Source organism: Streptomyces sp. NPDC046876 (assembly GCF_040645035.1).
Classification (GTDB): Bacteria; Actinomycetota; Actinomycetes; order Streptomycetales; family Streptomycetaceae; genus Streptomyces.
Window position 1 is genome coordinate 45832 of record NZ_JBEYXK010000010.1, and the last position, 24890, is coordinate 70721.

Annotated in this window: 20 protein-coding genes and 2 pseudogenes; 15 read left to right on the top strand and 7 right to left on the bottom strand. The window is 68.9% G+C overall.

The genetic code is table 11. The annotated features are described in order from the left end of the window. The first annotated feature begins 74 nt into the window (after positions 1-74). The 3 genes and pseudogenes from ABZ924_RS08820 to ABZ924_RS08830 form a co-directional block, all read left to right on the top strand. Positions 75-857, top strand: a complete 783-nt coding sequence (locus tag ABZ924_RS08820) for a hypothetical protein (protein ID WP_361906033.1) — start codon at positions 75-77, stop codon at positions 855-857. 97 nt (positions 858-954) lie between these two features. Next, a complete protein-coding gene (locus tag ABZ924_RS08825) occupies positions 955-1344 on the top strand; it encodes a nuclear transport factor 2 family protein (protein ID WP_361906035.1) in 390 nt (129 codons plus the stop codon). Positions 1345-1517: 173 nt separating this feature from the next. Next, positions 1518-1759 (top strand): annotated as a pseudogene (locus tag ABZ924_RS08830) (tRNA (adenosine(37)-N6)-threonylcarbamoyltransferase complex transferase subunit TsaD); the annotation flags it as partial. Positions 1760-1828: 69 nt separating this feature from the next. Here the strand turns inward: ABZ924_RS08830 and ABZ924_RS08835 are convergent. After that, positions 1829-2947 carry an acyl-CoA desaturase gene (locus ABZ924_RS08835; RefSeq protein ID WP_361906037.1) on the bottom strand — a complete coding sequence of 373 codons (1119 nt, stop codon included), beginning with the start codon at positions 2945-2947 and terminating at the stop codon, positions 1829-1831. A gap of 7 nt (positions 2948-2954) precedes the next feature. Beyond that, the gene (locus tag ABZ924_RS08840; RefSeq protein WP_361906039.1) at positions 2955-4010 is read right to left on the bottom strand and encodes a ferredoxin reductase; all 1056 of its coding nucleotides are present in this window, start codon (positions 4008-4010) and stop codon (positions 2955-2957) included. 85 nt (positions 4011-4095) lie between these two features. On the opposite strand from ABZ924_RS08840, the gene ABZ924_RS08845 reads away from it, so the two are divergent. Then, entirely contained in the window at positions 4096-5235 is a 1140-nt protein-coding gene (locus ABZ924_RS08845; RefSeq protein WP_361906041.1) for a helix-turn-helix domain-containing protein, read from the top strand. A gap of 233 nt (positions 5236-5468) precedes the next feature. Here the strand turns inward: ABZ924_RS08845 and ABZ924_RS08850 are convergent, their stop codons facing one another. The 3 genes from ABZ924_RS08850 to ABZ924_RS08860 form a co-directional block, all read right to left on the bottom strand. After that, on the bottom strand, positions 5469-7511 hold the full coding sequence (locus ABZ924_RS08850; protein WP_361906043.1) for a fructose-specific PTS transporter subunit EIIC: 2043 nt from the start codon (positions 7509-7511) through the stop codon (positions 5469-5471). Between the two features lie 121 nt (positions 7512-7632). Beyond that, entirely contained in the window at positions 7633-8589 is a 957-nt protein-coding gene (pfkB, locus tag ABZ924_RS08855) for a 1-phosphofructokinase (RefSeq protein WP_361906045.1), read from the bottom strand. Beyond that, a complete protein-coding gene (locus tag ABZ924_RS08860) occupies positions 8586-9347 on the bottom strand; it encodes a DeoR/GlpR family DNA-binding transcription regulator (protein WP_361906047.1) in 762 nt (253 codons plus the stop codon). Before ABZ924_RS08860 ends, pfkB begins: the two co-directional genes overlap by 4 nt. Positions 9348-9670: 323 nt before the next feature. Between ABZ924_RS08860 and ABZ924_RS08865 the strand changes: the two genes are divergently transcribed. The 10 genes from ABZ924_RS08865 to ABZ924_RS08910 all read left to right on the top strand — a co-directional run bounded on the left by ABZ924_RS08865 (position 9671) and on the right by ABZ924_RS08910 (position 19340). Beyond that, positions 9671-9943 (top strand): HPr family phosphocarrier protein, encoded by a 273-nt coding sequence (locus tag ABZ924_RS08865; protein ID WP_361906049.1) that lies wholly within the window; start codon positions 9671-9673, stop codon positions 9941-9943. Next, positions 9940-11601: a phosphoenolpyruvate--protein phosphotransferase gene (gene ptsP / locus ABZ924_RS08870; RefSeq protein ID WP_361906051.1), complete on the top strand. Its 1662-nt coding sequence runs from the start codon at positions 9940-9942 to the stop codon at positions 11599-11601. The genes ABZ924_RS08865 and ptsP overlap by 4 nt, the downstream gene beginning before the upstream one ends. A 709-nt stretch (positions 11602-12310) precedes the next feature. Beyond that, a complete protein-coding gene (locus ABZ924_RS08875; RefSeq protein ID WP_361906053.1) occupies positions 12311-12589 on the top strand; it encodes a hypothetical protein in 279 nt (92 codons plus the stop codon). Positions 12590-12812: 223 nt separating this feature from the next. Then, a complete protein-coding gene (locus ABZ924_RS08880) occupies positions 12813-13109 on the top strand; it encodes a lactococcin 972 family bacteriocin (protein WP_361906055.1) in 297 nt (98 codons plus the stop codon). A gap of 172 nt (positions 13110-13281) precedes the next feature. After that, positions 13282-13578, top strand: coding sequence for a lactococcin 972 family bacteriocin (locus tag ABZ924_RS08885; RefSeq protein WP_361906057.1), 297 nt, complete (start codon positions 13282-13284; stop codon positions 13576-13578). A 151-nt stretch (positions 13579-13729) separates the two neighbouring features. Then, positions 13730-15844, top strand: coding sequence for a hypothetical protein (locus tag ABZ924_RS08890; RefSeq protein ID WP_361906059.1), 2115 nt, complete (start codon positions 13730-13732; stop codon positions 15842-15844). A 47-nt stretch (positions 15845-15891) separates the two neighbouring features. Then, positions 15892-16575: an ATP-binding cassette domain-containing protein gene (locus ABZ924_RS08895; protein WP_361906061.1), complete on the top strand. Its 684-nt coding sequence runs from the start codon at positions 15892-15894 to the stop codon at positions 16573-16575. Between the two features lie 1121 nt (positions 16576-17696). Further along, entirely contained in the window at positions 17697-17909 is a 213-nt protein-coding gene (locus ABZ924_RS08900; protein ID WP_361906063.1) for a hypothetical protein, read from the top strand. After that, entirely contained in the window at positions 17909-18583 is a 675-nt protein-coding gene (locus ABZ924_RS08905; RefSeq protein WP_361906065.1) for a restriction endonuclease, read from the top strand. The genes ABZ924_RS08900 and ABZ924_RS08905 overlap by 1 nt, the downstream gene beginning before the upstream one ends. Before the next feature lie 43 nt (positions 18584-18626). Beyond that, positions 18627-19340: a restriction endonuclease gene (locus tag ABZ924_RS08910; protein ID WP_361906067.1), complete on the top strand. Its 714-nt coding sequence runs from the start codon at positions 18627-18629 to the stop codon at positions 19338-19340. Between the two features lie 386 nt (positions 19341-19726). On the opposite strand, the gene ABZ924_RS08915 is transcribed toward ABZ924_RS08910, so the two are convergent. Then, positions 19727-23347 (bottom strand): DEAD/DEAH box helicase, encoded by a 3621-nt coding sequence (locus ABZ924_RS08915; protein WP_361906069.1) that lies wholly within the window; start codon positions 23345-23347, stop codon positions 19727-19729. Then, entirely contained in the window at positions 23332-24252 is a 921-nt protein-coding gene (locus ABZ924_RS08920; RefSeq protein WP_145870759.1) for a hypothetical protein, read from the bottom strand. Before ABZ924_RS08920 ends, ABZ924_RS08915 begins: the two co-directional genes overlap by 16 nt. Before the next feature lie 203 nt (positions 24253-24455). Here ABZ924_RS08920 and ABZ924_RS08925 point away from each other — a divergent pair. Then, positions 24456-24733 (top strand): annotated as a pseudogene (locus tag ABZ924_RS08925) (TetR/AcrR family transcriptional regulator); the annotation flags it as partial. Positions 24734-24890 lie beyond the last annotated feature (157 nt).

Here is a 24890-nt window from a genome sequence, read left to right on the forward strand (position 1 = left end):
CTCCCCCGGCCGCACGGTCGGCCCGCTTCCCAAGCGCCTCGCCACCATCGGCCTCCACGTGAGAGCAGGTTCAGATGCCCGCGATATCACAGACTGCCGGTACGGTCATCGGCCTGGCCCTCGGCGTCCTCTCCGCGATCGCCCTGACCGTCTGGGGCGTCCACGAATGGCGACGCAAAGGCCGATGCCATTTGCTCATCCTGGTCGCCGGATCCGCCATAGGATTCCTGACCTCCCCGGGACTGGACCTCGTCGCCAACATCAAACTCCCGCCCCCGGTGGCCATCTCCCCGAACGTCCACCGGCTCTTCGAGCTGGACGAGTCCCTCTGGGTCTTCCCCACCTACCCGCTGTTCCTCGCCCTGCCGGCATACCTGACGTTCGTCGCCCTGGACGAACAGTGGCCGCGCAGGAAGCTCTGGATCTCCATCGCGCCCATCATCGCGAGCGACTTCATCGGCGAGGTCTTCCTCATCCGCGTGGCAGGCCTCTACCGGTATGCGGGGCAGCAGCCGTTCCTGGTCCTCGGGGCATCCCCGATGTGGGAGACGGCCATGGTGACCGCGAGCATGCTCATGGGCGCGCTCCTCTACTTCCTCGGACGCCGCCTGCACGGCGCGGCCTGGCTCCTGACCCTCCCCGTCATCGGCAGCGGCTTCATGGGATTCCTGGTCGTCGCCGGATGGCCCGGGATGATCGCGGTGCACGGAGAGGTATCCCGACCGATGGTGCCCGTACTCGGACTCGCCAGCCTGGCATGTTGCGCCGCCATCCTGTACATGATCTCCCTCCACCTGAGCGGGCCCGAACCCCGCCGCGCTCCCACAGCCAAGGCGCACACCGCCGAACCTGGCTGAACCGTTCCCTCTCTTTCGCTGCGCATCCCCGCACGACACCCCCACGCTCCGCCGGTATGAGCCCGTAGACCGCAGACCTGCACCGAAGGGACGGATGATGGGCAGGAACACCGAGACGCTGCAGCGCTTCCTCGCTCTGATCGAGTCGGGCGCGATCGAGGAGGCACTCCGCCTCATGCACCCCGAGGTGGTCATCCATGAGGCGGAGAGCCTGCCCTACTCGGGGGACTTCCATGGCCCCGAGGGCTTCATCCGGCTGGCGGAGACGGTCTTCGGCCTGGCCGCTTTGAGCCTCAGCGACGTGAGGCTGATGGAGGACGGTGACACCGTGATCTCGCGGTCCAAGGCCAAGTTCACCGCCCGCGCCACGGGAAGGGTCCTCGAAACCGAAGTCGTCGAGCTCTACACCTTTCGCGATGCGCGAATCATCGAGATCGACGCCTTCTACAAGGACACCCACGCGGTCGTGGAGCTCCTGAGGCCGTGAGCACACCGGGCCGCACCCGGCACCGCCCGGACCTGTGGGCACCGCCGGGCCCTGATCGCAGCCCCTGTTGCTGTGGCGGGTCCCGTTGTGATTGGGCCGGCCGAATGCCGCAATCCTGTCGTCCAGGATCTATCGGGGCATGGTTGTCGGTCCGTGACTGGTCCGGGAGGGCCACCCTCGTGGTCGTGGGCGGCGTCGCCGCCGACTCGCGGGTGCGTGCCCTCGCCGAGCAGCGCTGTGCGGCCGCCGGAGTCGAACTCCGGGTCGCGCAACTGACCCTGTGCACCGGCAACGGGCGATGATCGCAGCTGGGGGTGACCTGCTGGTGCGGGTCGGCTCCGACCCGGCACCACTGGACATGTCCAGCGACCCGTCCGCGCCCCTCGAGTACGCGGCCTTGCACCCGGTCGACCGTTCGGCCGCGGCGTCACCGAACCCGGCGGTGCCGCCGGTACGGCCGATAGATCTGCACCGATACCGGGGATCAGGCAGCGACGAGCTCCTGTTCGCGGTCCGGCGTTTTGACCTGGGGCTTCTTGTTCGGCAGCGAGAGCCGGAAGACCTTGCGCCACGCGGAGAACACCTGCTTGGGCAGCGGCCCGGTGACGTACTCCAGCTCGTACTTCTCGAACAGCGCGCGGACCTTCACCGCGACCTCGGCGTACCGGTTGCTCGGCAGGTCCGGGAACAGGTGGTGCTCGATCTGGTGCGACAGGTTGCCGGTCATGAAGTGCACGGCCCTGCCGCCGCTGATGTTCGCCGAGCCCATCATCTGGCGCAGGTACCACTGGCCGCGGGTCTCGCCCCCGATCGACCGGCGCTCGAAGACCTGCACGCCCTCGGGGAAGTGCCCGCACATGATCACCGAGTGGGACCAGATGTTGCGGACCAGGTTCGCGGTGAACGTGGCAGCGAGGGTGGTGAGGAACGACGGGCCCGACAGCAGTGGGTGGATCACGTAGTCCTTGAGCACCTGCTTGCGGATCTTGCGGCCCACGGCCTTGGCACGCGTGCGGAACTCCGGGTTCTTGCGGCGGCGCCCCCGCAGGTTCTTGCCAAGCTCCAGGTCGTACGCTGCGATGCCGTACTCGAAGAAGCAGGCGTTGATGAAGTTCCACAGCGGCTGGCCCAAGTGGAACGGGTGCCACTTCTGGTCCTCGTCAACGCGCATGATGCCGTAGCCGAGGTCGTTGTCCTTGCCGATCACGTTGGTGTACGTGTGGTGCAGCTCGTTGTGCGAGTGCTTCCACTGGTCGGACGGCGAGACGTGATCCCACTCCCAGGTGGTGGAGTGGATCTTCGGATCCCGCATCCAGTCCCACTGCCCGTGCAGGATGTTGTGGCCGATCTCCATGTTGTCCATGATCTTCGCCACAGACAGCCCGGCGGTGCCGATCAGCCACGCGGGCGGGAAGAACGAGAACAGCAGCACGCCCCTGCTGACCAGCTCGAGCTTGCGCTGCGCCGAGATGACCTTGCGGATGTAGGCGGCGTCCTTCTCGCCGCGGCCGGCGATCACCTCATCGCGGATCGCGTCCAGCTCGCGGCCGAGCTCCTCGATCTGCTCCGCGGTCAGGTGGGCGGTGGGGTCGATGGCGGTCAAGGTGCTCCTACCGTTCGATGGTGCACGGGCCCGCCGCGGCGGACACGCAGGTCTGGATGAGGACGCCCGGCTCGGCCTCGGTGATCTCGCCGGTGCGCAGGTCGCGGACGGCGCCTGTCTTGAGCGGCGTGACGCAGCCGAAGCAGATGCCCATGCGGCACCCTGACGGCATGAGCACGCCGGCCTCCTCGCCGACGTCCAACAACGGGGTGGCGCCGTCCGCGTTGGCGGTCTTGCCGGTGGCGCTGAACGTGACCTCGCCGCTGTCACCGGCGACGACGATGCCGGGGCGGAAGCGTTCGGTGTGCAGGCGCTCGTGGACGCCGTGTTCGCGCCAGAGCTCTTCGGCGGCGTCGAGCAGGCCCGCGGGCCCGCAGGCCCAGGTCTCGCGCTCGGTCCAGTCGGGCACCAGTTCGTCGAGGCGGGAGACGTCGAGCCTGCCGTCCGTGTCGGTGTGCACCTCGATGAGCCGCAGCTTCTTGTCTGCCACCAGGTCGTGCAGTTCGTCACGGAAGATCACGTCCTGCGGCTGCGGTGCGCAGTGGACCATGACGACGTCGTCGAACTCGACGTCACGCAGCATGCCCATCACAGGCGTGATGCCGCTGCCGGCCGTCAGGTAGAGCACCTTGGCGGGCTTGGCCTGCGGCAGTACGAAGTCACCGGTTGCCTGGCCGAGCTGGACCAGCGTGCCCGGTTTCGTCCTGCGGACCAGGTGGTTGCTGACCTTGCCGCCCGGGACCGTCTTCACGGTGATCGTGACCCGGCCGTCCCGGCGGTGGGTCGGCGAGGTGATGGAGTATGCACGCCACAGGCGCCTCCCGTCGACGTCGACCCCGATCCGCAGGTACTGACCGGCCGTGTGACCGCGCCAGCCCCGTCCCGGCCTGATCACGATGGTCGCGGCGTCACCCGTCTCGGGGCGCACGGCCTCGATGCGCCCACGCAGGTCAGCGCCCGAACGCAGCGGGCTGACCAGGTCGAGGTAGTCCGACGGCAGCAGCGGCGTCGTGACCATCTCCAGCAGTTTCCACGCCCCACTGCGAAGGGCTGCACTCGTCATGACCCCAGCTTGATGTGCCTCAAGGCGTAAAGTCCTGACCGTAGGACGTAAATCTGCTCGGCTGAATTGTTCGCAGGGAATAAACATGAGCAATCCCATCCGGAGGGTCACCGAACTGGCACTGGATGAGACGACGGTCACCGCACTTCGGGCCGCGCTGAGGACCACCGCCGACGAGGTCGTCCAGGCGATCATCGACGAGGTCCCTCCCTACGCCAACGCCCTCTCGGGCCGCATGGGCGTCACCATCCGGCGAGCCGTCCGCACCGCCCTGGGGCACTACCTGGACCTCGCGAGCGGGAACGCCACAGGCGGCGACGCCGGTGACGCAGCCTACGAGCTGGGCCGCGGCGAGGTGCGCGACGGCCGTTCGATGGACGCCCTGCTCAGCGCCTACCGCGTCGGTGCCCGCGTGGCCTGGCGATGCCTGGCAGCGGGTGCCGTACCCGCGGGTCTGCCCGCCGCCGAGGTCGCCAAGTTCGCCGAGCTGACCTTCGCCTACATCGACGAGCTCTCCGCCGCGAGCGCCGCGGGCCACGCCGACGAACTGGCCGCCCGGGGCCGGGAGCACGAGCGCCACCTGGAACACCTGGCCCGCGACCTCCTCGCGGGCGCGAACCCGGACGTGCTGCTGGCCTCTGTTCAGCGGGCCGGGTGGCAGCCCCCGGTTTCGCTGACCGCGGTCCTGCTGCCCGCCGCCCAGGCCCGGCCCGCCTACCGCGCGCTCGACCCGGGCACCCTCGTCCTCGACGATCTGCCGGACGCCTCCGGTGTGCTGCTCGTTCCCGACGCCGACCGGTCGCATCTCCTGCGGCAGCTGACCGACCGCAGCGCCGTGGTCGGTCCGGCCCGGCCATGGACCCGTGCGTCCGCCTCGTACGCACGAGCCGTACGCGCGCGCTCCCTCTCCTCCGATATCCGCGACACCGAGGACCACCTGCCCGAGCTGGTGCTGAGCGCCGACGCGGACGCGTTCGCAGACCTGCGTGCCCGAGCCCTCGCACCGTTGCGGACCTTGCCCGCCGCGACCGCACGGCGGCTGGAGGAGACGCTGCGGGCGTGGCTGCTCCACCAGGGCAGGCGGGACGAGGTGGCGGCGGCGTTGTTCGTCCACCCCCAGACCGTCCGCTACCGGATGTCGCAGCTGCGGGAGCTGTTTCCGGATCTCGCATCGCCGCACCGGGTCCTCGAGCTGACGCTGGCGGTCGGCCTCCGGGTCAGCTGACGCGTCCTTCGACCGGCCACGACCGGTTCCGCGAGCGGTCCAGTGGACCGAGAGGAACGACGGAACGGACGCCTGACCGCCCCTACGGTCCGTCTCGTGGCCGGCAGACACTCCGCCCACCGTTCCAAGAGGGTTCCGACCGGCTCGCCGCCGAGACCGGCGGGGTTCCTGGCCCGGCCGCCCGTTCCCACCGGGCGGCCGGGCCACCCCGGAGGCATCGCAGGGCCCGTCGGTCAGACGGCGGCCGGCTGCTTCCCGGCAGGGGTTGCGGACGCGGAGGGCGCCGGGGCGGCGGACTTCTGCATTCCCTTGAGCAGCACCACCACCGCCGTGGTGACCACCGTGCCCGCCGCGACCGCAACCAGGTAGAGGAACGGGCTGCCGATCAGGGGGAGCACCCAGATCCCGCCGTGCGGGGCACGCAGGGTGGAGCCGAAGGCCATCGCCAGGCCACCGGCGGTCATGCTGCCGGCGATGCCCGCCGGGATGACCCGCAGCGGGTCGGCCGCCGCGAACGGGATCGCGCCCTCGGTGATGAACGAGGCGCCCAGCACCCAGGCGGCCTTCCCGTTCTCCCGCTCCTCGGGGGTGAACAGCCTGCGCCGGACGGCGGTCGCCAGGGCCATGCCCAGGGGCGGGGTCATGCCGGCGGCCATCACGGCAGCCATCACCTTGAGGCTGCCGGCGTCCGGGGTGGTACCCGCGGTGGTGAGCACACCGGCCGCGAAGGTGTAGGCGACCTTGTTGAGCGGACCTCCCATGTCGAAGGCCATCATCGCGCCGAGCAGCACACCGAGCAGGATCGCGTTGGAGCCGGAGAGGCCGTTCAGCCAGTCGGTCAGGCCGTTCATCGCCGAGGCGATCGGCGAGCCGACCACCACGAACATCAGGAATCCGACCGCCGCCACCGACAGCAGCGGGATCACCACGACCGGCATGATGCCCTTGATCGCCCGGGGCACGTTCCAGCGGATCATCCACAGCACCAGGAAGCCCGCGGCCAGGCCCGACACGATGCCGCCGAGGAAGCCCGCGCCGACCGCCACCGAGACGGCACCGCCGGCGATGCCGGCGGCCAGTGCCGCCCGGTCCGCGATCGCCCAGGCGACGTACCCCGAGAGGACGGGGACCAGGAAGCCGAAGGAGGTCTTGCCGGTCTGGAACAGCATCGCCGCCCAGCTGTGCGAGGAGGTCCAGTCGAAGTGGCCCAGCACGGACGGCGCGGAGGCGATCTGGTAGCCGCCCATGGCGAAGGCGAGCGCGATCAGCAGCCCGCCGGCCGCGACGAACGGGATCATGTAGCTGACGCCGGTCATCAGGTACGTGCGCAGCCGCTGCGCCCAGTGCTCGCCCGCAGGTGCGCTCGGCGCGGCGACCGGGGTGGTGGCGGTACGCGCGCCGCCGCCGGCTTCGGTGACCAGTCCGGCGGCCTGCGCGATTAGGTCGTCGGCACGGTTGACCCCGGCCTTGACGCCCACGTCCACGGTCGGCTTGCCGGCGAAGCGGGCCCGGTCCCGTATCTCCACGTCATGGGCGAAGATCACCGCGTCGGCTGCCGCGATGACCTCGGGGCCGAGCGGCGTCGTCCCGGCCGACCCCTGGGTCTCGACCTGGATCCGCGCGCCCGCCCGGGCGGCGGCCAGTTCCAGGGCCTTGGCGGCCATGTAGGTGTGGGCGATGCCGGTCGGGCAGGAGGTCACTGCGACGAGCCGCAGCCCGCCGTCGGAGGCGGCCCCCTGCGCAACGGCGGTCGTCCTCAGGGCCGCGTACGCCTCCGAAGCCTCGGCCGTCTCCGGAACGGCAGCCGGTGCCTCCTCGCCGTTGATCCGCGCCGCGACCGCGCTCGGGCTCTCGGCGTCGCGCAGGGCGCCGGTGAAAGCGGGGTCCATGAGGCGGCGGGCCAGCGCGGCGAGGATCTGCAGATGAGTGTCGTCCGCACCGGCCGGAGCCGCGATCATGAAGATCAGGTCGGCGGGCCGTCCGTCCGGGGCGTCGAAGTCCACACCCCGGGCGCTGCGGCCGAAGGCCAGGCTCGGCTGCGTGACGTGGGGCGAGCGGCAGTGCGGGATGCCGATCCCGTCACCCATCCCGGTCGGGGCCTGGGCCTCCCGGGCGGCGACGTCGGCGAGGAAGCCGTCGAGGTCGGTGACCCGGCCCTCGGCGACCAGCCGCTGGGCGAGGGCGCGGAGGGCTTCGTTCTTGTCCTCGGGGGCGAGGTGGAGATCGACGAGTGCGGGTGTGATCAGCCCGCTGGTCTCGCTCATCGTGTCGGTCATCGTGTCGATCCTTCGACTGGTTCCTGACAGTGTCCCTTGCCCCCGGGAATCGATGCCCTTCCGTCCCACACGGTCGGGCGTGCTGCCTCCCGATGACGACGCCGTCCTCAGGAGGCAGTTCTCAACCGCGGAGCGGTCGGTCGAGCGGGAGGTCCGCCGTCACGACCACCGCGGCCGGGTCCAGATGGGCCGGGGTCGGCATGACGCTCCCCGGCAGCTGTACGGCGGCGGCGCCGTGCGCCAGGGCCGCCACGAGGGCCTCGGGGCCGGTGCCGCCGGCGCCGAGGAAGCCCGCGAGCGAGGCGTCGCCCGCTCCCACATCGCTGCGGACGGCGGTGACCGGTGCGGTGCCGTACCAGCTTTCCTCGGCCACGAGCAGCATCCCGTCCGCACCGAGGCTGGCGAGGACCTGCTGGGCGCCGCGCTCGCGCAGCTCCCCGGCCGCGTCCAGGGCCTCGCCGACGGTGCGGACCGGGCGGCCCACGGCCTCCGCGAGTTCCTCCCGGTTGGGCTTGACCACGTCGGGGCGGGCCGAGAGCGCGGCCAGCAGCGCGGGACCGGAGGTGTCGAGGGCGATCCTGGCGCCGCCCGAGTGCACCTGGGCGACCACTTCCGCGTACCACTCGGGTGCGAGACCGCGGGGCAGGCTGCCGCAGCAGGCGAGCCACTGCACGTCGCTCCCGGTGCCCTGTCCGGTCTTCTGGGCGTCGCGGACGAGCGCAAGCAGTGCGGCCGACTCGGCGGCGCTGAGTTCGGGGCCCAAGGCGTTGATCTTCGTGAGGCTGCCGCCGTCCTCGGCGATCGAGACGTTGATCCGGGTGTCGCCCGAGATCGCGACCGCCGCGACGTCGATGCCCTGGTGGCGCAACAGGTCGGCGAGTAGCTGCCCGGAGAGGCCGCCCAGTGGGAGGACCGCGCTGGTGCGGTGGCCGGCGGCCGTGAGCGCGCGGGAGACGTTGACGCCCTTGCCGCCCGGATCGAGCCGGTCGTGCGCGGCCCGGTTGACTTCGCCGGGGACGAGGGTTCCCAGTTCGTAGGTGCGATCGAGGCTGGGGTTCGGGGTGATGGTGACGATCATGCGCGGATGACTTCCGGTCCGTGGTTCTCGATTCCGGCGGCCTGCTCGTCCGTCAGCCCGGTGTCCGTGACCAGCACGTCCACCTGGTCCAGCGAGCCGAAGCGGGCGAAGTGGCGGGCGCCGTACTTGGAGGAGTCGGCCACCAGGACGACCCGCCGGGCACCGGCGAGCATGGCCCTTTTCACGGCTGCCTCGGCGAGGTCCGGCGTCGAGAGGCCGCCCTCCGGGGAGAAGCCGTTGGTGGCGATCACCGCGACGTCCGCGTGGACGTCCGCCAGGTCGCGCAGCGCCCACGCGTCGACGGCGGCCTGGGTGCGGTGGCGCAGTCGGCCGCCCACCAGGTGGAGGGTGAGGCCGGGGTGGTCGGCCAGCCGGGCGGCGACCGGGAGCGCGTTGGTGACGACGGTGAGCCTGGAGTCGGCGGGCAGCAGGCCGGCCAGCCGGGAGACGGTCGTCCCGGCGTCAAGGATCACGCTGCCCTCCGCGGGCAGCAGGTCGAGGGCCGCCTTGGCGATGCGTTCCTTCTCGGTCGCGGCCGTGGAGTCCCGTTCGGCCAGACCGGGCTCCAGGTGCAGCGCACCGGCGGGCAGCGCGCCGCCGTGCACCCGGTGCAGCAGACCGGCCCGGTCGAGGGCGCTCAGGTCACGCCGGATGGTCTCCTGCGTGACGCCGAAGTCCTCGGCGAGTGTCGGCACGTCCACCCTGCCCTGCTTCTGCGCGAGGCGGAGGATCTCTTGCTGCCGCTCGGGTGCGTACATGTGGGATTGGGTCCGTTTCATGTCTGTTCGCGCTTGCTTCAGGCCGACCATACGCGCTCCGACCGAAAAAGCAAGAGGTCGTACGGGCTTTGCGCTCATCTTTGAGTTTGCCCGAATGTGTTGACATCGCTCGCCGATCGGACGTAGAACCAATCGAAACAACACGCTGACGGGCTTGAAACCACGGCCCGCCCGGCCCTCCGCCACCGCCCCCGTACCGCGGAGACCGGGTTCCGGCCACCGTGGCCCCCTCCCCGGCCGACCCGGATCCCACCCGGGTCGGCGCTCGTCTCTCCTCCACTCATCTCCTCCAAGGACCTCCCATGCACTCGATCCAGGTCACCGTCGGCTCCCGGAGCGGCCTGCACGCCCGCCCGGCCTCGCTGTTCGTCCAGGCCGCCGTCCGCCAGCCGGTCAAGGTCACCGTCGGCCGCCCGGGGCAGGTCCCGGTCGACGCCCGCAGCCTGCTCTCCGTCCTCGCCCTCGCCGCCGGCTGCGGCGAGGCCCTGGAGCTCACCGCGACCGGCGACCAGGCCCAGGACTCGCTGAAGGCGCTCGCCGACCTGCTCGCCTCCGACCTCGACGCAGCGGCATGAGCGATCCGATCCGCGGGATCGGCGTCGGCACGGGCAGCGCGGCGGGCCCGGTCGCCCGGATGGCGTCCGTACCGGCGCTGCCCGCCCCGAGGCCCGTCGCCGACCCGGCCGCCGAGGCGGCGGCGGTCCGCGCCGCCCTCGGTGCGGTCGTGACCGATCTGGACGAGCGAGCCGCCCGCGTGCGCGGCCCCGGCTCCGACGTGCTCGCCGCGCAGGCCATGATGGCCGCCGATCCGGTCCTTGCCGACGCGGCGGCCGCCTTGGCCGAACAGGGCACCGACGGCGCCCACGCGCTCGCCACCGCGTTCGACGGATTCCGCACTGCGCTCGCCGCCGCCGGCGGTCATTTCGCGGAACGCGTCGCCGACCTGGACGACCTGCGCGACCGCGCGGTGGCGCACCTGCTGGGGCTGCCCGTGCCCGGTCTGCCCGACCCGGGACACCCGTACGTCCTGGTCGCCGAGGACCTGGCGCCCGCCGAAACGGCGCTGCTCGACCCCGCCCGGGTGCTGGCCCTGGTCACCGTCCGCGGCGGGCCGACCAGTCACACGGCCATCCTCGCCAAGGCACTCGGCGTCCCCGCCGTGGTCGGCTGCGCCGGCGCCATGGAGCTCCAGGACGGCCGGCAGGTCCTGGTGCACGGCGCGGACGGCGTGGTCCAGCCCGACCCGAGCCCGGAGTCGCTCGGGCGGGCCGCCGAACGGGAGCGCCGCCGCCGCGAGCTGACGGCCCGGGTCCAGGGGCCGGGCCGGACGGCGGACGGCCATCCGGTCGCACTCCTCGTCAACCTCGGAGCGCCGCACGAGCTGCCCGGCGCGGCCGCGGCCGACGCCGAGGGCGTGGGCCTGTTCCGCACCGAGTTCCTCTTCCTGGACCGCGCCGAGGCACCGGGCCTCGCCGAACAGGCCGCCGCCTACCGGCGGGTCTTCGCGGCCTTCGCCGGCCGCCGGGTCGTCGTCCGCACACTCGACGCGGGGGCGGACAAGCCGCTGCTCTTCGCCACGGCCGCCGATGAGGAGAACCCGGCCCTCGGCGTCCGCGGCCTGCGGACGGCCGCCCGCGACCCCCAGCTGTTGGAGACCCAGCTCGCCGCGATCGCCGAGGCCGCCGGGGACGGCGCCGCGCAGGTCTGGGTGATGGCCCCGATGGTGTCGGTCCCGTCTGAGGCCGCCGAGTTCGCCGCCCGGGTCCGCGCGCACGGCCTGCCGCTGGCCGGCGCCATGATCGAGGTCCCGGCGGCCGCCCTGCGGACCGACCGGCTGGCGGAGGTCTGCGACTTCTTCAGCATCGGTACCAACGACCTGGCCCAGTACACCTTCGCGGCCGACCGCACGCTCGGCTCCCTCGCCGAGCTCCTCGACCCGTGGCAGCCGGCCCTGCTCACGCTGGTCGCCTCCGCCGCCCGGTCCGCAGCCGAGCACGGCCGTCCGATCGGCGTGTGCGGTGAGGCGGCCGCCGACCCGGCGCTCGCCCTGGTACTGGTCGGCCTCGGCATCACCAGCCTGTCGGCCGCGCCCGCCTCGCTCCCCGAGGTGCGGGCGGCACTGGCCGCCCACACCCTCGCGGAGTGCCGCGAACTCGCCCAGCTGGCCCTGCTCGCCGATGACGCCGCCGACGCCCGCGGCAAGGTCCGCTCGAGGGTCGCGGGAGGCAGGTGAGGAGAGGCGCGACCGACGCGGCTCCCCGCGGCGGCAACGACGACGGACCGCGGTCCCCGTCCGGGAGACGGCGACGGCCATCCGCTGAACCTGTTCCGCCTCCGGCGAGGTGGTCGGGCAGGGACGCACCCCGCCGGCAGGTTCGGAGACGGCAGCCCTCCAGGGTGCTGTACGCCGCACCGGTGGGCCCCTGTTCCGGTTGCACCAGGAGAGGAGAGAACCTCGCCCCCAGCCGGCGTCCGGGAGCAGGCAAAACGCACCCCCGGGGCCGGGGTGGACGCACCCCCTCCTCATCTGGGGCGACTGAGAGGCGCCTGCCGGGCGAACGCCCAGGTCCGGCGCCTCTTTTCGTGCCCTAGAAGAACCCGAGCTTCTTCGGCGAGTACGACACCAGCAGGTTCTTCGTCTCCTGGTGGTACAGCAACTGCACCCACGCTGACCAGCGGAAACGGCAGTTGGTGCGGCTCCTTGGTGCGATCTGGACCGGAATCGGTCCGGAATTTGTTCCGGATGCTGACGTTCCCGTCGCCTCGCCGTACAGACTGCGTGCGGGCCCCGTCGTCTCATTCGCGTCGTGTGTCCTGTCCCGCTGCCCTGTCTTTCGGGTCGGCCGACCGCCCTGGGGATTCGTGTCGGTCGCCTCTTGTCGTCCCCTCCCCAGGGTTGATGACCTACTCCCAGGGGCTCGGGGGGTGCGGGCCGGCGGGGGATGGCTGAGGTGTTGGGGGCCACGGATATCGAGTTGGACCGGCAGGTGATCGCGCGGGAGGGACTGGTCGAGGCCCGGGCGGCCTCCGCCGCCGATTCCCCGGCCGTGACCACGGCCGGGGTGGAGAGGGCGGAGGGGGAGCCGCCGCTCGCGTCGCTGCGGGCCCGACGGTGCCGCCCCTGGAGGCAAGGACTGCCCGTGATGGTCCTGGCGCCGGACCGTCAGCGGACCGCAGGAGTGCTGGAACAGTTCACCGGCGTGCACGGCTCTGCGCCATGAGCAACTCTGGTTGCAGAGGGCAAGTGTTTTCGGCCAAAGATCACGAAGGCCGCTGACCTGCTGGTATGGCTGGATGTGTGCGCCCCAAGCCGTTACCTGGGGAAGCGCGTCGCTGATGGCCAGTAGGTTTCAAGCCGTCGTGATTTTTCTTGTTGACCTTCGGTTTACCCACCTGTCACATTGATGCCGGTTCCCGATTTTGATCATGGAAATGGAGTCAAACATGCAGGTCAGCAGTCGATTCAAGGCCGCCGTCGCGGCCGGTTTCATCGTCCTGGGCGCGGCGGTTCCCGCGGTGGCTGCGCAGTCGGACGTCAGCGGCGGCACGTGGTACTACGGCACCAACAGCAGCGACTTCGTGTACTCGAACTACTACCACGGGGAGCGGTGCCACGGTTCGTCTGCGAAGGGCAAGTACCTTGCGCAGAGCGGCAATGTCGACAAGGGCAAGACGTCCTACGCGTCGGCACCGGAGGCGATGTGGGGCAACGAGTCGTACTACCGCTCCAACTGCAGCTAAGAGCTCTTCAGGCTCTCCATGCCATCGGGCCGCGTGAGGCGGACCTGGCAAGCCGGTGTCCGGGCGTCGGCGCTGGCGCCGGCGTCGGACGCCAGGTCGCCCTGCGTACCGCCCCGTGATCCTGCCCCTCCACGCTCGGGGCATCCCTGAACTGATTGTGAAAGAGCTGAACATGCAGACTCGTACGCGTTTCAAGGCAGCCCTCGCGGCGGGCGTCATCGTCCTGGGCCTCGCCACCCCGGCGATGGCCGGTACGTCGAAGGTCAGTGGCGGCACCTGGTACTTCGGTACCAACAGCAGCGACTTCGTCTATTCGAACTACTACCACCCCGACCGGTGCCACGGCTCTTCCGCGAAGGGCAAGTACCTCGCCCAGAGCGGCAACGTCGACAAGGACAAGACGTCCTATGCGTCGGCACCGGAGGCGATGTGGGGCAACGAGTCGTACTACCGTTCCAACTGCGACTGAGACACCGCATGACTTCGGATGCGTCGGACGTTCCGTAGCCGCTTGGACTGTGTGGGGACCGGCAAGCCGGTCCCCACACAATCGGCCCCACCGACGGTCTTCGCGCTGTCCCAGCGCATGCTCACCCGACCACTCCGACCTAGGTATTCGATTGCTGCACCGAGGTATCAAGTTCGTCTACGCCGCCGTGTTCGCGTTCTCCGCACTGGTGGCGTTTCTGTTCGTGCGGGGGCTGGACGAGGACTACGTACTGGGTCACTCGGCTGTGGTCTGGGTACTCGACTCCGACGATTCCGCCAGCGGTTCCGACGTCGCGCGCGGCGTGGCGGCCTTTGCCGCCCAGCACAAGGTCACGGTGGCCCGTGAGGTGCCCGATCTGCGGAATCCCGATGGTCTTCGGCACCTGTACCTCGCCACCGGCGCCCCGAACTCGGTAGCAGCGTCGTGGCTGACGCAGGGCTATCCGGCGTTCGGCCGGGACCTCCACACCGAGGTCCACCCCCTCGCCGAGATCGGGCAACGGGACCCGCGGGGCTACTACTACGTGTTCGGGTCGCCGGCGGCATCCGATGCCCTGGTAGCCAAGTTCAGGGACCTCGGGTTGCGAGCGAGCATTCACCACCCGCTCTCCTTCGAAGAACTGACCCCCTTCTACGCGGACAGCATCCTGGTCTTGTCCTTCGCCGTGGTCGCCCTGGCCGCCATCACCATGACCGGTGCGAGTGTCCTGCTCAACGCGAAGGCGTACGGGGTGCTGCGCCTGCAAGGCAGGTCGTTCACGGACATCCTCTTCCGAGATCTCCGCCAGTTGGCAGGGTTCGCCACGATCGCCGCCACCGCGGTGGCAGCCGGCGCCCTGTTCGTTCTAGCCGTCTACAACGGCCTGGCCTGGCTCGGCCTTTTCACCTCGGTGGCCACGGGCATCGCCGGCCTCCTCGTCCTTCTGGTCCTCGCCGCCCACGCGGCCATGCTCGCCCTGACGTTCAGGACCGATGTCCTGCGCGCCCTCAAGGGCGAGCTGCCGGCCCGGGCCGCATCCACTTCCGCTTACCTCGTGCGGGTACCCGCTCTCCTGCTCGCCTTCAGTATCGCCACCTCCACCGTGCTCGCGGCCCAGGATGTGCTCTCCCGCCAGGACAGTCGCCGGCTCTACGCCAAGGTGGGCGACACCGCCGCCATCCGTCTCAACGGCAGTCTGGGCGAGGAGGACACCAAGACACTGGAGGGCAGGGTGGGGCAGTGGCTGCGCCAGTCCGACGCAGCAGGCGAGCTCATCGTCGCCGGCCGCCGGGACCTCCAGGACCTCGCCCCGGGAGCTGGCCTCCCCCAGGGTGAAATGCTCATCGTCAATGAGACCTTCCTCGACCGACAACCCTTCCTCGATCCGGCAGGCCGTCGCTACGCCCCCGCCCCGAAGGACGGCAACTCGCCGGACTCCCGCCCGGTGCGGCTCATCGTCCCGGCCTCCCTGAGCCGGCATGCCCCGACCATCGCCGCTGAGATACCTGGAACCCTCAGCCCGGGCCATCGCGAACGGATCAAGGCCGATCAAATCGAGACGCTCCAGGCGGCGAGCGGCCAGCAGGTCTTCGGCTACAACTCCGGGGAGCAGGTCCACACGGCGGCACGCAATACCAAGGAAGACCGCTCCCTCGTACACGACCCGGTTCTGCTGGTGGTCCCCAACGGGTCGACGTACCTCACCGACAACGCCTACACCTCGTTCGCGACGCAGGGAGGTGTGGTCTTCCCGGACCCGGTCGACATCCAGAAGGGGATCGACGCGAAGGCGCTGCAGACGTACGTGATCGCCATCCGCCCCGTCGGGCAGAACGCGGCACTGCAGATGCGGGATGCCGTCAACGATCTGCGGATGCAGCTGTTCAATCTCGGCATCGCCGTCACGGTGCTCATCATTACCGGCATCGGTGTGTGCATCGTGTACTCACGCAAGAACGCCCAAGCCATCTTCGTCAAACACATCAGCGGCTGGAGGTTCGTCGCCAGCCACCGCTCCGTGCTCGCCGTCGAAGGGATCCTCGCCCTTCTCCTGGTCGCCTGGGTTCCGTTCCAGGTGTGGCAGCAGAACCAGGAACTGGAGCAGTACACAGCCATCGGTATCCCCGCACCAAGCCAGCCCGCACAGATTACTGCGCTGGACCTGGGCCTCACCGGCGGGCTGGTCGCCCTGGAAGCCGGTGCTGTGCTGCTCGCCTTGGCCGTCTTCCACCGCCGCATCGTCAAGGAAGGGGCAACCGAAGGGTGACCACTTTTGCCAACGCCCCCACGCCTTCCCCCCGCAGGAGCACTGCCGTGATCAGTATCGAGAACCTCTCCAAATCCTTCGGTCGACGGACCCTGTGGTCCCATGTCGACCTCACCGTCAACAGGGGTGCCATGCTCGCCCTCGTCGGCCCCAGCGGATCGGGAAAATCCACGCTCCTCAACTGCCTCGGCCTCCTGGAATCTCCGAGCACGGGCGCGATCCTGTACGACGGCAAGGACATTACCCGCTTCGATCGGCGCGGAGTCCGACGCTTTCGTCGCGAAGTACTCGGCTACCTCTTCCAGAATTACGCCCTGATCGAGAACGCCTCCGTCGCCGCCAACCTGGAGGCCGCCGTCAAGCCGCGTCGGGGTCTGAGGAACAGTTCGAGAGTCACCATCGCGGAGGCCCTCGACCGCGTCGGGCTTGCCGGCAGGGAGAAGGAAAAGATCCATCTCCTCAGCGGCGGGGAACAGCAGCGTGTTGCGCTCGCCCGACTCATGGTCAAGCAGCCCGCCCTCGTCCTCGCCGATGAACCGACCGGAGCTCTCGACCACGACAACACCGTCATGGTCGTGGAAATTCTTCGCGAGATGAGCGAGGCAGGCTGCGCTGTCGTCATCGCGACCCACAACGACTACGTCCGCGACCGCTGCGACACCGTCTTCTCCGTTGACACGGCCACGCTGACGACACCCCTCCGAGCCGAATCCACGCATTCAGGTGCCTGACACCGGCATCGCCGCGACTTTCAGGACCCACCATCGATGCCGCTCGTCCCAGTACCAGGCGGCAGGGGACAGCGCGGGTCGCCAGGTCGGCAGGGGCGCGGTTGCCACCTGCCTCACCTGGGCGGCAATCTGGTCCGTGACTGGTCCGGAGAAAAGGCTGCGCGGCCGAGTCGACTATTTGCCGTAATGCCTCGGAGCCGGCGGTGACGCATCTGAGGCTGGCCATGGATGAGCAATTTCCATGTCGCTGGACAGACTTGGGACGCTAGAAGAGCCCCAGCGCTTTCGGCGAGTAGCTGCAAAGAATGTTCTTCGTCTGCTGGTGGTACACGGCTCAGATGCAGTTTGACCAGCGAAAACAGCTTCGATCGCCACAAGCTACGGACGGCTGGTCCGGGTATGGCCCGGATCTTGGTTCGAAGGTTCGTGGTGATGAGCGCTGCTCGCATGTTGCGCTTGTACGACGATGACGGCCTCGGCATTGCTTCGAGAGGCGACGACGGGCCGCAGAAGACTGTCCTGACCGGGCTGCACCAAGGCTGGATCCGGCGCTGGCGGAGGCCAGCGGCGGTTTCTTCGGCCCGGCCCTACAACCGTGGCGCTGTCCTCGCAGGACCGCGACGACACCGCGTTGAGAATTCGTCCCGTGGGGGCTCGGTTGGCCGAGGCGTCGCGGCGGCGGGTTGATCAGTGCCTACCAGTGCCTCCCGACCCTGTGACGCCCCCGGGTCATGGTCGCAGAACCACGGCTTGAAGGGGCGGCGCCGGCGCACTATGGCTGTGAGTGCGCTTCCGCTGCTTTTCGCCATTCGTCGGCAGAGCTCCGCTTGGCGTGACCGGGGCTGTTTCCGCAGGTGAGAGACGGACAGTCACGCGCTGCGTAAGGGCTGGCGGAAAGGGCCATGGTGAACCGCTTGGGAGCTGAGAAGGGCATTCGCCCAGCTGAGCTGCCTCAGGCTCGGCCCCGTGAATTGGCCTGACGGTGTGGGCCCTCCTGGCCTGATGGCGACTCGACCGGGGCGTAGCGCCGTGATGACCCATCAGCTGCTGTCAGTGCCCACTGCTACATCCTTTTGTTGGGATGAGCCGCGCTCCGCGGCCCACCGACGGGAGGGGGAAACATGTCGAAGGTGCCGGACGGGTTCCACCGGGTACGCGGTCACATCCGTCGCAATCCGAAGCCCAGGAGCGCCAAGCGCATGAGCGGTTGGATGATTGCCGGCTTACTGGCCGGCGTGTGGCTGTGGGGGCACGTGTTCGGGTTCAGTGAGTCCACCGCCACGACACCGCCGACGGATCCGAAGCCGGCGGCCAGCGCGACGGCCGACCGCTGATGGGACGGATACGTCTGCGGCGCCCTCGCGGTGCCGCGGAACTGGTCGCAGCGGCTGTAGTCGCCCTGGCCGTGCTCGTCCTGGTGGCGCGGACGGCGGCCATCGCGGTCGGCACACTGAAGGCGGCCTGGCCTGCCCTGCTGGCTTTCGCTCTGCTCACGGGAGCCGTCGCGGCGTGGCGGATCAGGCAGGCGACCACGATGCGGCGTCGGGAGAAGGAGCGGCTGGCCACTCTGCGGATCATGCTCGCGGAGTTCGACACCATGGACGACCGTCGCTTCGAGTACGCCCTGCGGGATCTGCTGGTCCGCGACGGCTGGCCGGCCCGCAGAGTGGGTGGCGGCGGCGACCAGGCCGCCGACGTCATCGGTGACCATCCGCAGCGCGGCCGGATCGTGGTGCAGGCCAAGCACACCCGCGTCGGCGGGAAGGTGGGCTCAGCTGTGATGTACGCGGTGAAGGGGACGGCCGGGCCGGTCCACAAAGCCGATCACGCTGTCGTCGTCACCAACGGAGCCTTCACCCGCGATGCCATGGCGTGGGGCGACCGGCACGGCGTCCACTGGATCGACCGGGAAAAGCTTCGGCGCTGGGCCGGGGACGGTGCCGCTCTGCACGAGCTCCTCGGATTGTCCGCGCGCTCCCGCCCGAGCCGATTCAGGCGTGCGGCATGACTGGCAAAGATCGTGATCGCTGCCCAAGACGTCTGGAGGTGTGGTGTTCGATGAGGACGGGTCGCTCGACCCGCTGCTGAAGTTCCTGCTGTATGCGGTCATCGCGCTGGCCGTCGGCAAGATGCTCTGGGAGTGGCTCACCGAGGATGTCGGCCAGTGGATCACCGTAGATTTGTGGGGGCTGATAGCCGATCACCCGTGGTGGACCGGGCTCTTCGTGGTCGGCGGACTGCCCATGCTGCTCCTGCTCGGCAGAATCCTGTCGTTCCTGTTCGGCGCCAACACCTACGCCAACGCGGACGAAACGTTCGCCGCTCCCTCTGGCGATGCGATCGAAGCGGACGCGCTGACCTTCAAGATGAAGCAGCTTTCGTCGATGAGCGCGACGGGTTTCGAGCAGGCGTGCACTGATCTCCTGGCCCGTGAGGGATTCCGGCGTCCGAAGCGGGTCGGGGGCGCCGGTGACCTCGGCGTGGACATCACTGCTCGCGATGACGAAGACCGCCTCCTGATCGTGCAGTGCAAGCAGTATCAGAGCCCAGTCGGGTCAGGCCACGTGCAGAAGTTCAACGGGACAGCCCGCCCGCACCACGGAGCCGACCTCCCGATCATGATCGCGCTCAACGGCTTCACGCAGCCGGCGATCGACTTCGCCCAGCATCACCAGCTCATCCTCATGAGCCGCCCGGAATTGAAACGATGGGCCCACGGCGAGCACCTCTACGACGTCCTCGGCATCCCAAGCACGACACACTGATGCCAGCGCACACGGAGATGAGTCCGTCCCGGGAGATCCCGCCTAGTGGCCGGTGGTCCCGTTTCGGGCTCAGTCCGGTGCGGCGCGTTGTCATGGAGGTCGGCCCGGGCCCCTCCCGGCGAAGAGCTCCCCACCGCGAGGCGGCCTTGGGTCGAGGGATCGTGAGGCGACACACCCACACCTGTGATGACGCCGCGGTCTCCGGCATGCCGGTCCTCCCCAATGGGCTCTCCACCCCAGCCGCTCACCTTCTGAAGCGCGCTTCCTGACGGTCCGTGACCTTGCTGCTCGGCGGGTAGGTACTGAGGCTGCCCCGCAAGGCCGCAGTAGCGGACTCACTGCCTCCGAGGCAGCCGTCCGGGCTGACCATCAGCATGAGGAACCGATCAGGTAGAGCGCGGCAGGCGGAAGGTGAGCCGGTCGCGGCAGAGGGTGACCTCTATGTCGATTCCGCTGTCAAGGACGGTGAGCACGTCGATGTGAGCGTCGGCGGGTACCCGCGCCAGGTCCCTGGTTCCGTCGGAGACGGTCAGTGGATCGGGCGTGTCCGTGGCGTCATTTCGAATCCGCACCGCTAGAGGTGCCTCGGGAGCAGCGGCGAAAGGAATTACCTGCAAAGAGCAACGCTCGGTGTCCAACAAGTCGTTGATCAGGCTTCGCTTACGGAATCGGGTGTACTCGAGGAGTTCACCGGTCTCATAGGCGTTGGCGTTGAAGTCGCTCTTCCACCGGTTGATATGGAGATCGGTTAGCCACTGGCGAAGGTCTTCGGGGCGAACGTGTTGGGTCTTGGCCGAACGGCCAATGCTGTGGGCCAGTCGGCGAGACGTGATACCGGCGTTCAGGAGATTGAGGGCGTGGGGGGTGTCCACTCCGTGGCGCAGGTGCCATCCGGCCGTGGACGGGAGCCGGAATGTGGCATGAGCGTTTTCAAGGCGGGCGTTGACAAGGTTGATCAGTGCGCCGAGGGTCCAGGACAGGTAGTGCTCGAAGGTGCTGCTGATATTGCTGACGGTCTGTTCCAGGGCCCACTCGGGCGGAAGCGATGGCAGCCAGTCGGTGGAGAGGTCGGGGATGGAGCGGCCGCCGATCCACGCCGCCACCGCTGCCGCGATGTCGACAGTGATCTTGTTGCTCCTCCCCCTCGGCTTTTCGGTGAAGGTCCAGGCATCCTTGGCCTCGGGGAGACTGAGCAGAAGGCTGTAGACGTTGTGCTGATCAAAGAAGTCCAGGGCTTGTTGAAGCGGCCACTCGGAGGCCAGAGCATCGGCGAGGGCCTCTCCCCAGAAGCCGGGAGGAACCGGTGTGGGAGCTGCCGGCTCCCGCAGAAGGAGTACGGTCAGGACTTCTGCAACGGCGTCCAGGGTGCGGGCGGACCTGATACTGGTCCCAGGGGTGGTCCAACGGCGGCGTGCACCTTCATCGGTAGCTGCGTATTCATCAGCGACCTTGACCGCGAGACGCATCCAGCGCTGGGCGAGCTCGTCCGGCAATTGGCGCATTGCCAGAAGTCGTTGGACAGCGGCGAGGGGCGGCTGCTCGGTGAGCGTGGGGATGCGTGAGAGCGCGTCGAGCGTGAACCAGACGTATGAGGCGAAGTCCGCCGCCTGGCTGGCCGCGAGACGTAGGACAGCGTTGGCGCTCTGGGCGATGAGCTCCTCCGCCTCGGCGAGGGAAGCCAGAGCGTCTTCGGATCCGAGCGCGGAAAGTACGTGAAGCCGGTCGACTCCAGGCTGAAGCAGGCTGTAGTCCGCCGTACGCGGATTGCTGTGACGGGTGAGTAGGATCCAGCCTTCACTTTCGCGGCCGGCGCGGCCAGCTCGCCCGACGGCGTTAAGGAGTTGGGCAGGTGGCATCTGAGGTCGTCCCGACCAGCGGTGGGGTCTGCCGTCGTCGACGTCGCTGTGGATGACAACAGAGCGCACGGGCAGATTGACGCCGTCGGTGAGGGTGCTGGTGCAGCAGATCACGTTCAGTTTGTCGTCACGAAGCGCATCTTCGACGGCGCGCAAGACTTCGGCCGGGAGCCTGGCGTGATGGTAGGCGACGCCGTGGCGCGCACAGTCAATCAGGGGGTGCTCGGCTCCCAGGGTATCGGCGAGGAATTCGGCCAGTTGTGCGGCGGGAGCGTGTTCGGGCAGAAACTCAGCGACGGCGCGGGCCATCGTCTTGGCCGAGTTCCGTGAGTCGCAGACCACCAGGACGCTGCCAGCTCGTGCCAGGTGGGCGGCTCCGAAGGCGAACAAGGTGCGGTTAGGAACAGATGCGGGTGCTTTGGCACTGGTGTCGCCGGGCGTCTTTTCCAGGTAGATGCGCGTGCCCAGAGGCTCTTCCGGCCGGGTGGTCATCGAGTACGTCTGGCCGGTCGTGGTGGGACGGACACTGATTCGTAGGCCCATCGGCACTCGGAGCTCAGTGGTTCGCGTGCGGTTCGGGTGCGGCGGAAGTGTCCTGCGCACCTGCTGGTCGCGAAAGAGTTCAGGGGTAAGCAGTCCGTGTAGGCGTCGCGGTCCGCGCCATGCGTCGGTGAACACCACTTTCTCTGGGGGCTGTTCATCATCGAGCCAGGCCGCGAGTTCACCATGGTTTCCGACGGCCGCGGACAGCAACACCAGGCGTGGCGGGCGGGGATGCGCCTGACAGAAGGCGAGGAGCCCTTCGAGGAGGAATCCACGTTCGCCTTGCTGAATGTGATGAGCCTCGTCGATCACGATCAGTCCAACACCGTCCAATGCGGCATGGGCATCTTGGCGCAAGGCGTGCATCAGTCGCTCAGGAGTGGAGATCTCCACGTCGCTATCGGCGCTGGTGAGGGGGGCTCCGGAGGCCGGAAAGTCCGGCTGGTCCGCAGCGAGAGTCCGGCCCAGGACGCGCAGGCGCGAGCGTAGTGCCTGACGCATCTCACGGCCCAGACTTCGCAACGGTGAGACGTACAGCACGCGTTCCGCGTGGTCGGCGAGGTGGGCGCAAATGATGAGCTGCGCCATCAGGGTCTTGCCGGCGCTGGTGGGCACACTGATCAGCAGGCGGCGGGTGTTCTCATCCAGGGGGTTGGCCTTCTTGAGCAGGGAACGTTGCGGCGGCCACAGCGTCATCACCGGTGGATCCGACAGAGCGAAGGTCCGCGCGAGGGCTGGCGGAGATCCGTCGGGCAATAGCCCCTGCAGGCTGTCGGCGGCCAGATGTCCCAAGAACTCCAGCAGGTGTGCTGCCACCCAGCGTGCCGAGCGGTCGGCCATGCCCGCTTCCCCGGTGACGACGTCGCGCAGCCGGGTCCGAGCCTGCTCCAATGCCGGTGCGTCGGCCCGGGTGAGATATCGCGTCAGGTACGCACAGGCGTCGACGACCGCTTCGGCGGGTCCATAGACGGTGCCGTGCAAGTTGGGAGCGTCGGCGAGCTGGGCGAGATCTCTGAACTGAGAACGCCAGCGGCGCAGCAGTTGGGCGAGACGGCGACGCTGCATCCCCAGGAACGCCACTGCGGCTTCGACGGCGAGTGTGTCGAGGTGGCTCGACAGGGCCGCCTCAGTGATCAGAAGGGAGTCTGTCTGGTCGATCTGGCGGAAGACCGCGGTGGCGTTGGGGTCCTGCTCGCAACGCCGGTAGCCGATCTGTGCGCCGAAGGCCATGGCCAGGCGCCGGGCTCGGATCACTTCCGGGGGCTGCGCGGATGATGGACGTTCTGCTTCCGCGTCGACAGAGAATTCGGCGGCGCGGATCTGGTGCCGGGGATCGCCCAGAGCCAGCTCGAGGATGTGGGCGCTGACGGCAAACGCGTGTCTACGCCGTACCGGGTCATACAGCTCAGTGCCCTCTGCCGCGGCGGCCACCCCGTGCAGGTACCAGGCGGTGCCGAGAAGCTGATCCGGCACCTCCGAATCGGCACGGATCGCTGCGACTTCGATGTCGGCGATCAGAGCGGCGAGTTGTTCGGGGGAGGGCAGGATGCCGGTCTCATGGACACCCAGTGCTTGAGCCAGGATCTGTGGATCTACAGTGCGCTCCACACCAGCTCCTGTACGTGCTCGGCGAATTCCGCGAAGTTGTCGATGGCGATGACGAGCCCTTCCAGCGCACCGGGATGTGTCAGGTGCGGGATGTGAGTGTGCGAGGTGGTGAACGCCTCGGTGGGTGCTGCAGAGGTGTTGGTGGCCACGCTGACTCCTGCGCCGCTACTGGGGTGGCCGTCGATCCACATCTCGACCATCTGACTGACGAACGCACCGAGATCACCCGCGAACTCGCGGTCTGCCCAGGCCGTCTGGGACAGCACGTACGCGGCGCCATTCTCGCTGAGCTGCTGCCAGGCGCCGGTCACGGTGGCCGTGATCGAGTCGTCCTTGCCGGTGTACTTCTTCATTTCCCAGAGCCGGAATACCAGTTCCGGTCCCGAGCCGCTTCGGGTACGCCGGATGATCAGCCCGTCGCCGCCGCCGTCATTGACGTTCACTTTCGGCTCAGCCAAGTACTCAGTGGTTCGACCCGGCAGGTCAGGCGTCTCGAGAGCAAGTAGGTACCACAGCCACTCACCGACATGGCCGGGGACGCCGTGGTGCGGCTTTGCGTTTGGCTTCGTCTGAGGCTTGAAGACGGGACTGGCGAACTCCTTGATCAAGCGCTGCTGGCGCGGGTCGAGTGCTGCTTCACCAAGCGCCACTGCTCGCCAGAGAGCGAAGACATGCGGCAACTTGCGGCAGCGCTGTCGCATCACCGCCTCGGCGACGATCCAGGCGATCGCTGCGCGCTCTTCTGGGACGAGTCCGGCCAGCGAGGCGAACTCCCAAGGGCACGGCTGCTGCACACCATGGCGCTGTCGCTTCGTGAACGCGGTGATCCGATTGCCGTGCCGTGCGGCGAGCTTCTGACCTATAGAAGGGGGGACGCGGCCACCATTGCCACCTGCAGTCGCCATGAAGGTCGCGTGTCTCCCACCCGCGGCTGACTAGACGTTGGGCCTTAGGGAGCAAGCCGCTCAGCAGCCCTGGGCGCGTCCGAGGGTAGCTGACGGCTACATGCCCTGGCGCGCTGTCCGCCGTGAGTACGAGGTCGTGGTGCAAGGCGCCTGAGGTCTGCCAGTCGCAAGCTCCCCAGGGCCGGGACGGCGAGGGAATGGGCTACCTCTCCGTCGAGCACCGCGACGACCCGGCGGACGGCTGTCCGGTCGCTGCGCTCGCCACCGACATCGCGCGCGAGGTCGGTGGCGCGAGGCCCGTCGCGTCTACGTCGACCGGGGTGGCCGACTTCGCCGAATTCCTAGCTAGAGACGACCAGGACGGCATCGTCCGCCTCTGCACCCTGTTCGGTGCGCTGGTCCTATCCCGGGCCCTCAAAGCTCCCCGCTCTCCGGGGAGATCTTCGCCGCCGCGCACGCAGCCTTGACTGAAGCAGTCTGATCAAGGGTCCGATGCCGGTGCACATCGACCGCGCTCGAAGGCTCCTTCCCGCTCAGTAGGATCACCGGCAGAGCGGGGCGGGAGGCGCACGGGGTGGGGAGCAGCGGTATGGCAGCGGGGGGTCGGCGAGTGTCGGCGGAGCGGGTGCGGGAGCGCC

What these genes read in the sequence shown, in the direction of transcription:
- ABZ924_RS08820 (WP_361906033.1), top strand. Translation starts at nt 75, where the DNA reads ATGCCCGCGATATCACAGACTGCCGGTACGGTCATCGGCCTGGCCCTC.
- ABZ924_RS08825 (WP_361906035.1), top strand. Translation starts at nt 955, where the DNA reads ATGGGCAGGAACACCGAGACGCTGCAGCGCTTCCTCGCTCTGATCGAG.
- ABZ924_RS08840 (WP_361906039.1), bottom strand. Translation starts at nt 4,010, where the DNA reads ATGACGAGTGCAGCCCTTCGCAGTGGGGCGTGGAAACTGCTGGAGATG.
- ABZ924_RS08845 (WP_361906041.1), top strand. Translation starts at nt 4,096, where the DNA reads ATGAGCAATCCCATCCGGAGGGTCACCGAACTGGCACTGGATGAGACG.
- ABZ924_RS08850 (WP_361906043.1), bottom strand. Translation starts at nt 7,511, where the DNA reads ATGACCGACACGATGAGCGAGACCAGCGGGCTGATCACACCCGCACTC.
- pfkB (WP_361906045.1), bottom strand. Translation starts at nt 8,589, where the DNA reads ATGATCGTCACCATCACCCCGAACCCCAGCCTCGATCGCACCTACGAA.
- ABZ924_RS08860 (WP_361906047.1), bottom strand. Translation starts at nt 9,347, where the DNA reads ATGTACGCACCCGAGCGGCAGCAAGAGATCCTCCGCCTCGCGCAGAAG.
- ABZ924_RS08865 (WP_361906049.1), top strand. Translation starts at nt 9,671, where the DNA reads ATGCACTCGATCCAGGTCACCGTCGGCTCCCGGAGCGGCCTGCACGCC.
- ptsP (WP_361906051.1), top strand. Translation starts at nt 9,940, where the DNA reads ATGAGCGATCCGATCCGCGGGATCGGCGTCGGCACGGGCAGCGCGGCG.
- ABZ924_RS08875 (WP_361906053.1), top strand. Translation starts at nt 12,311, where the DNA reads ATGGCTGAGGTGTTGGGGGCCACGGATATCGAGTTGGACCGGCAGGTG.
- ABZ924_RS08880 (WP_361906055.1), top strand. Translation starts at nt 12,813, where the DNA reads ATGCAGGTCAGCAGTCGATTCAAGGCCGCCGTCGCGGCCGGTTTCATC.
- ABZ924_RS08885 (WP_361906057.1), top strand. Translation starts at nt 13,282, where the DNA reads ATGCAGACTCGTACGCGTTTCAAGGCAGCCCTCGCGGCGGGCGTCATC.
- ABZ924_RS08900 (WP_361906063.1), top strand. Translation starts at nt 17,697, where the DNA reads ATGTCGAAGGTGCCGGACGGGTTCCACCGGGTACGCGGTCACATCCGT.
- ABZ924_RS08905 (WP_361906065.1), top strand. Translation starts at nt 17,909, where the DNA reads ATGGGACGGATACGTCTGCGGCGCCCTCGCGGTGCCGCGGAACTGGTC.
- ABZ924_RS08920 (WP_145870759.1), bottom strand. Translation starts at nt 24,252, where the DNA reads ATGGCGACTGCAGGTGGCAATGGTGGCCGCGTCCCCCCTTCTATAGGT.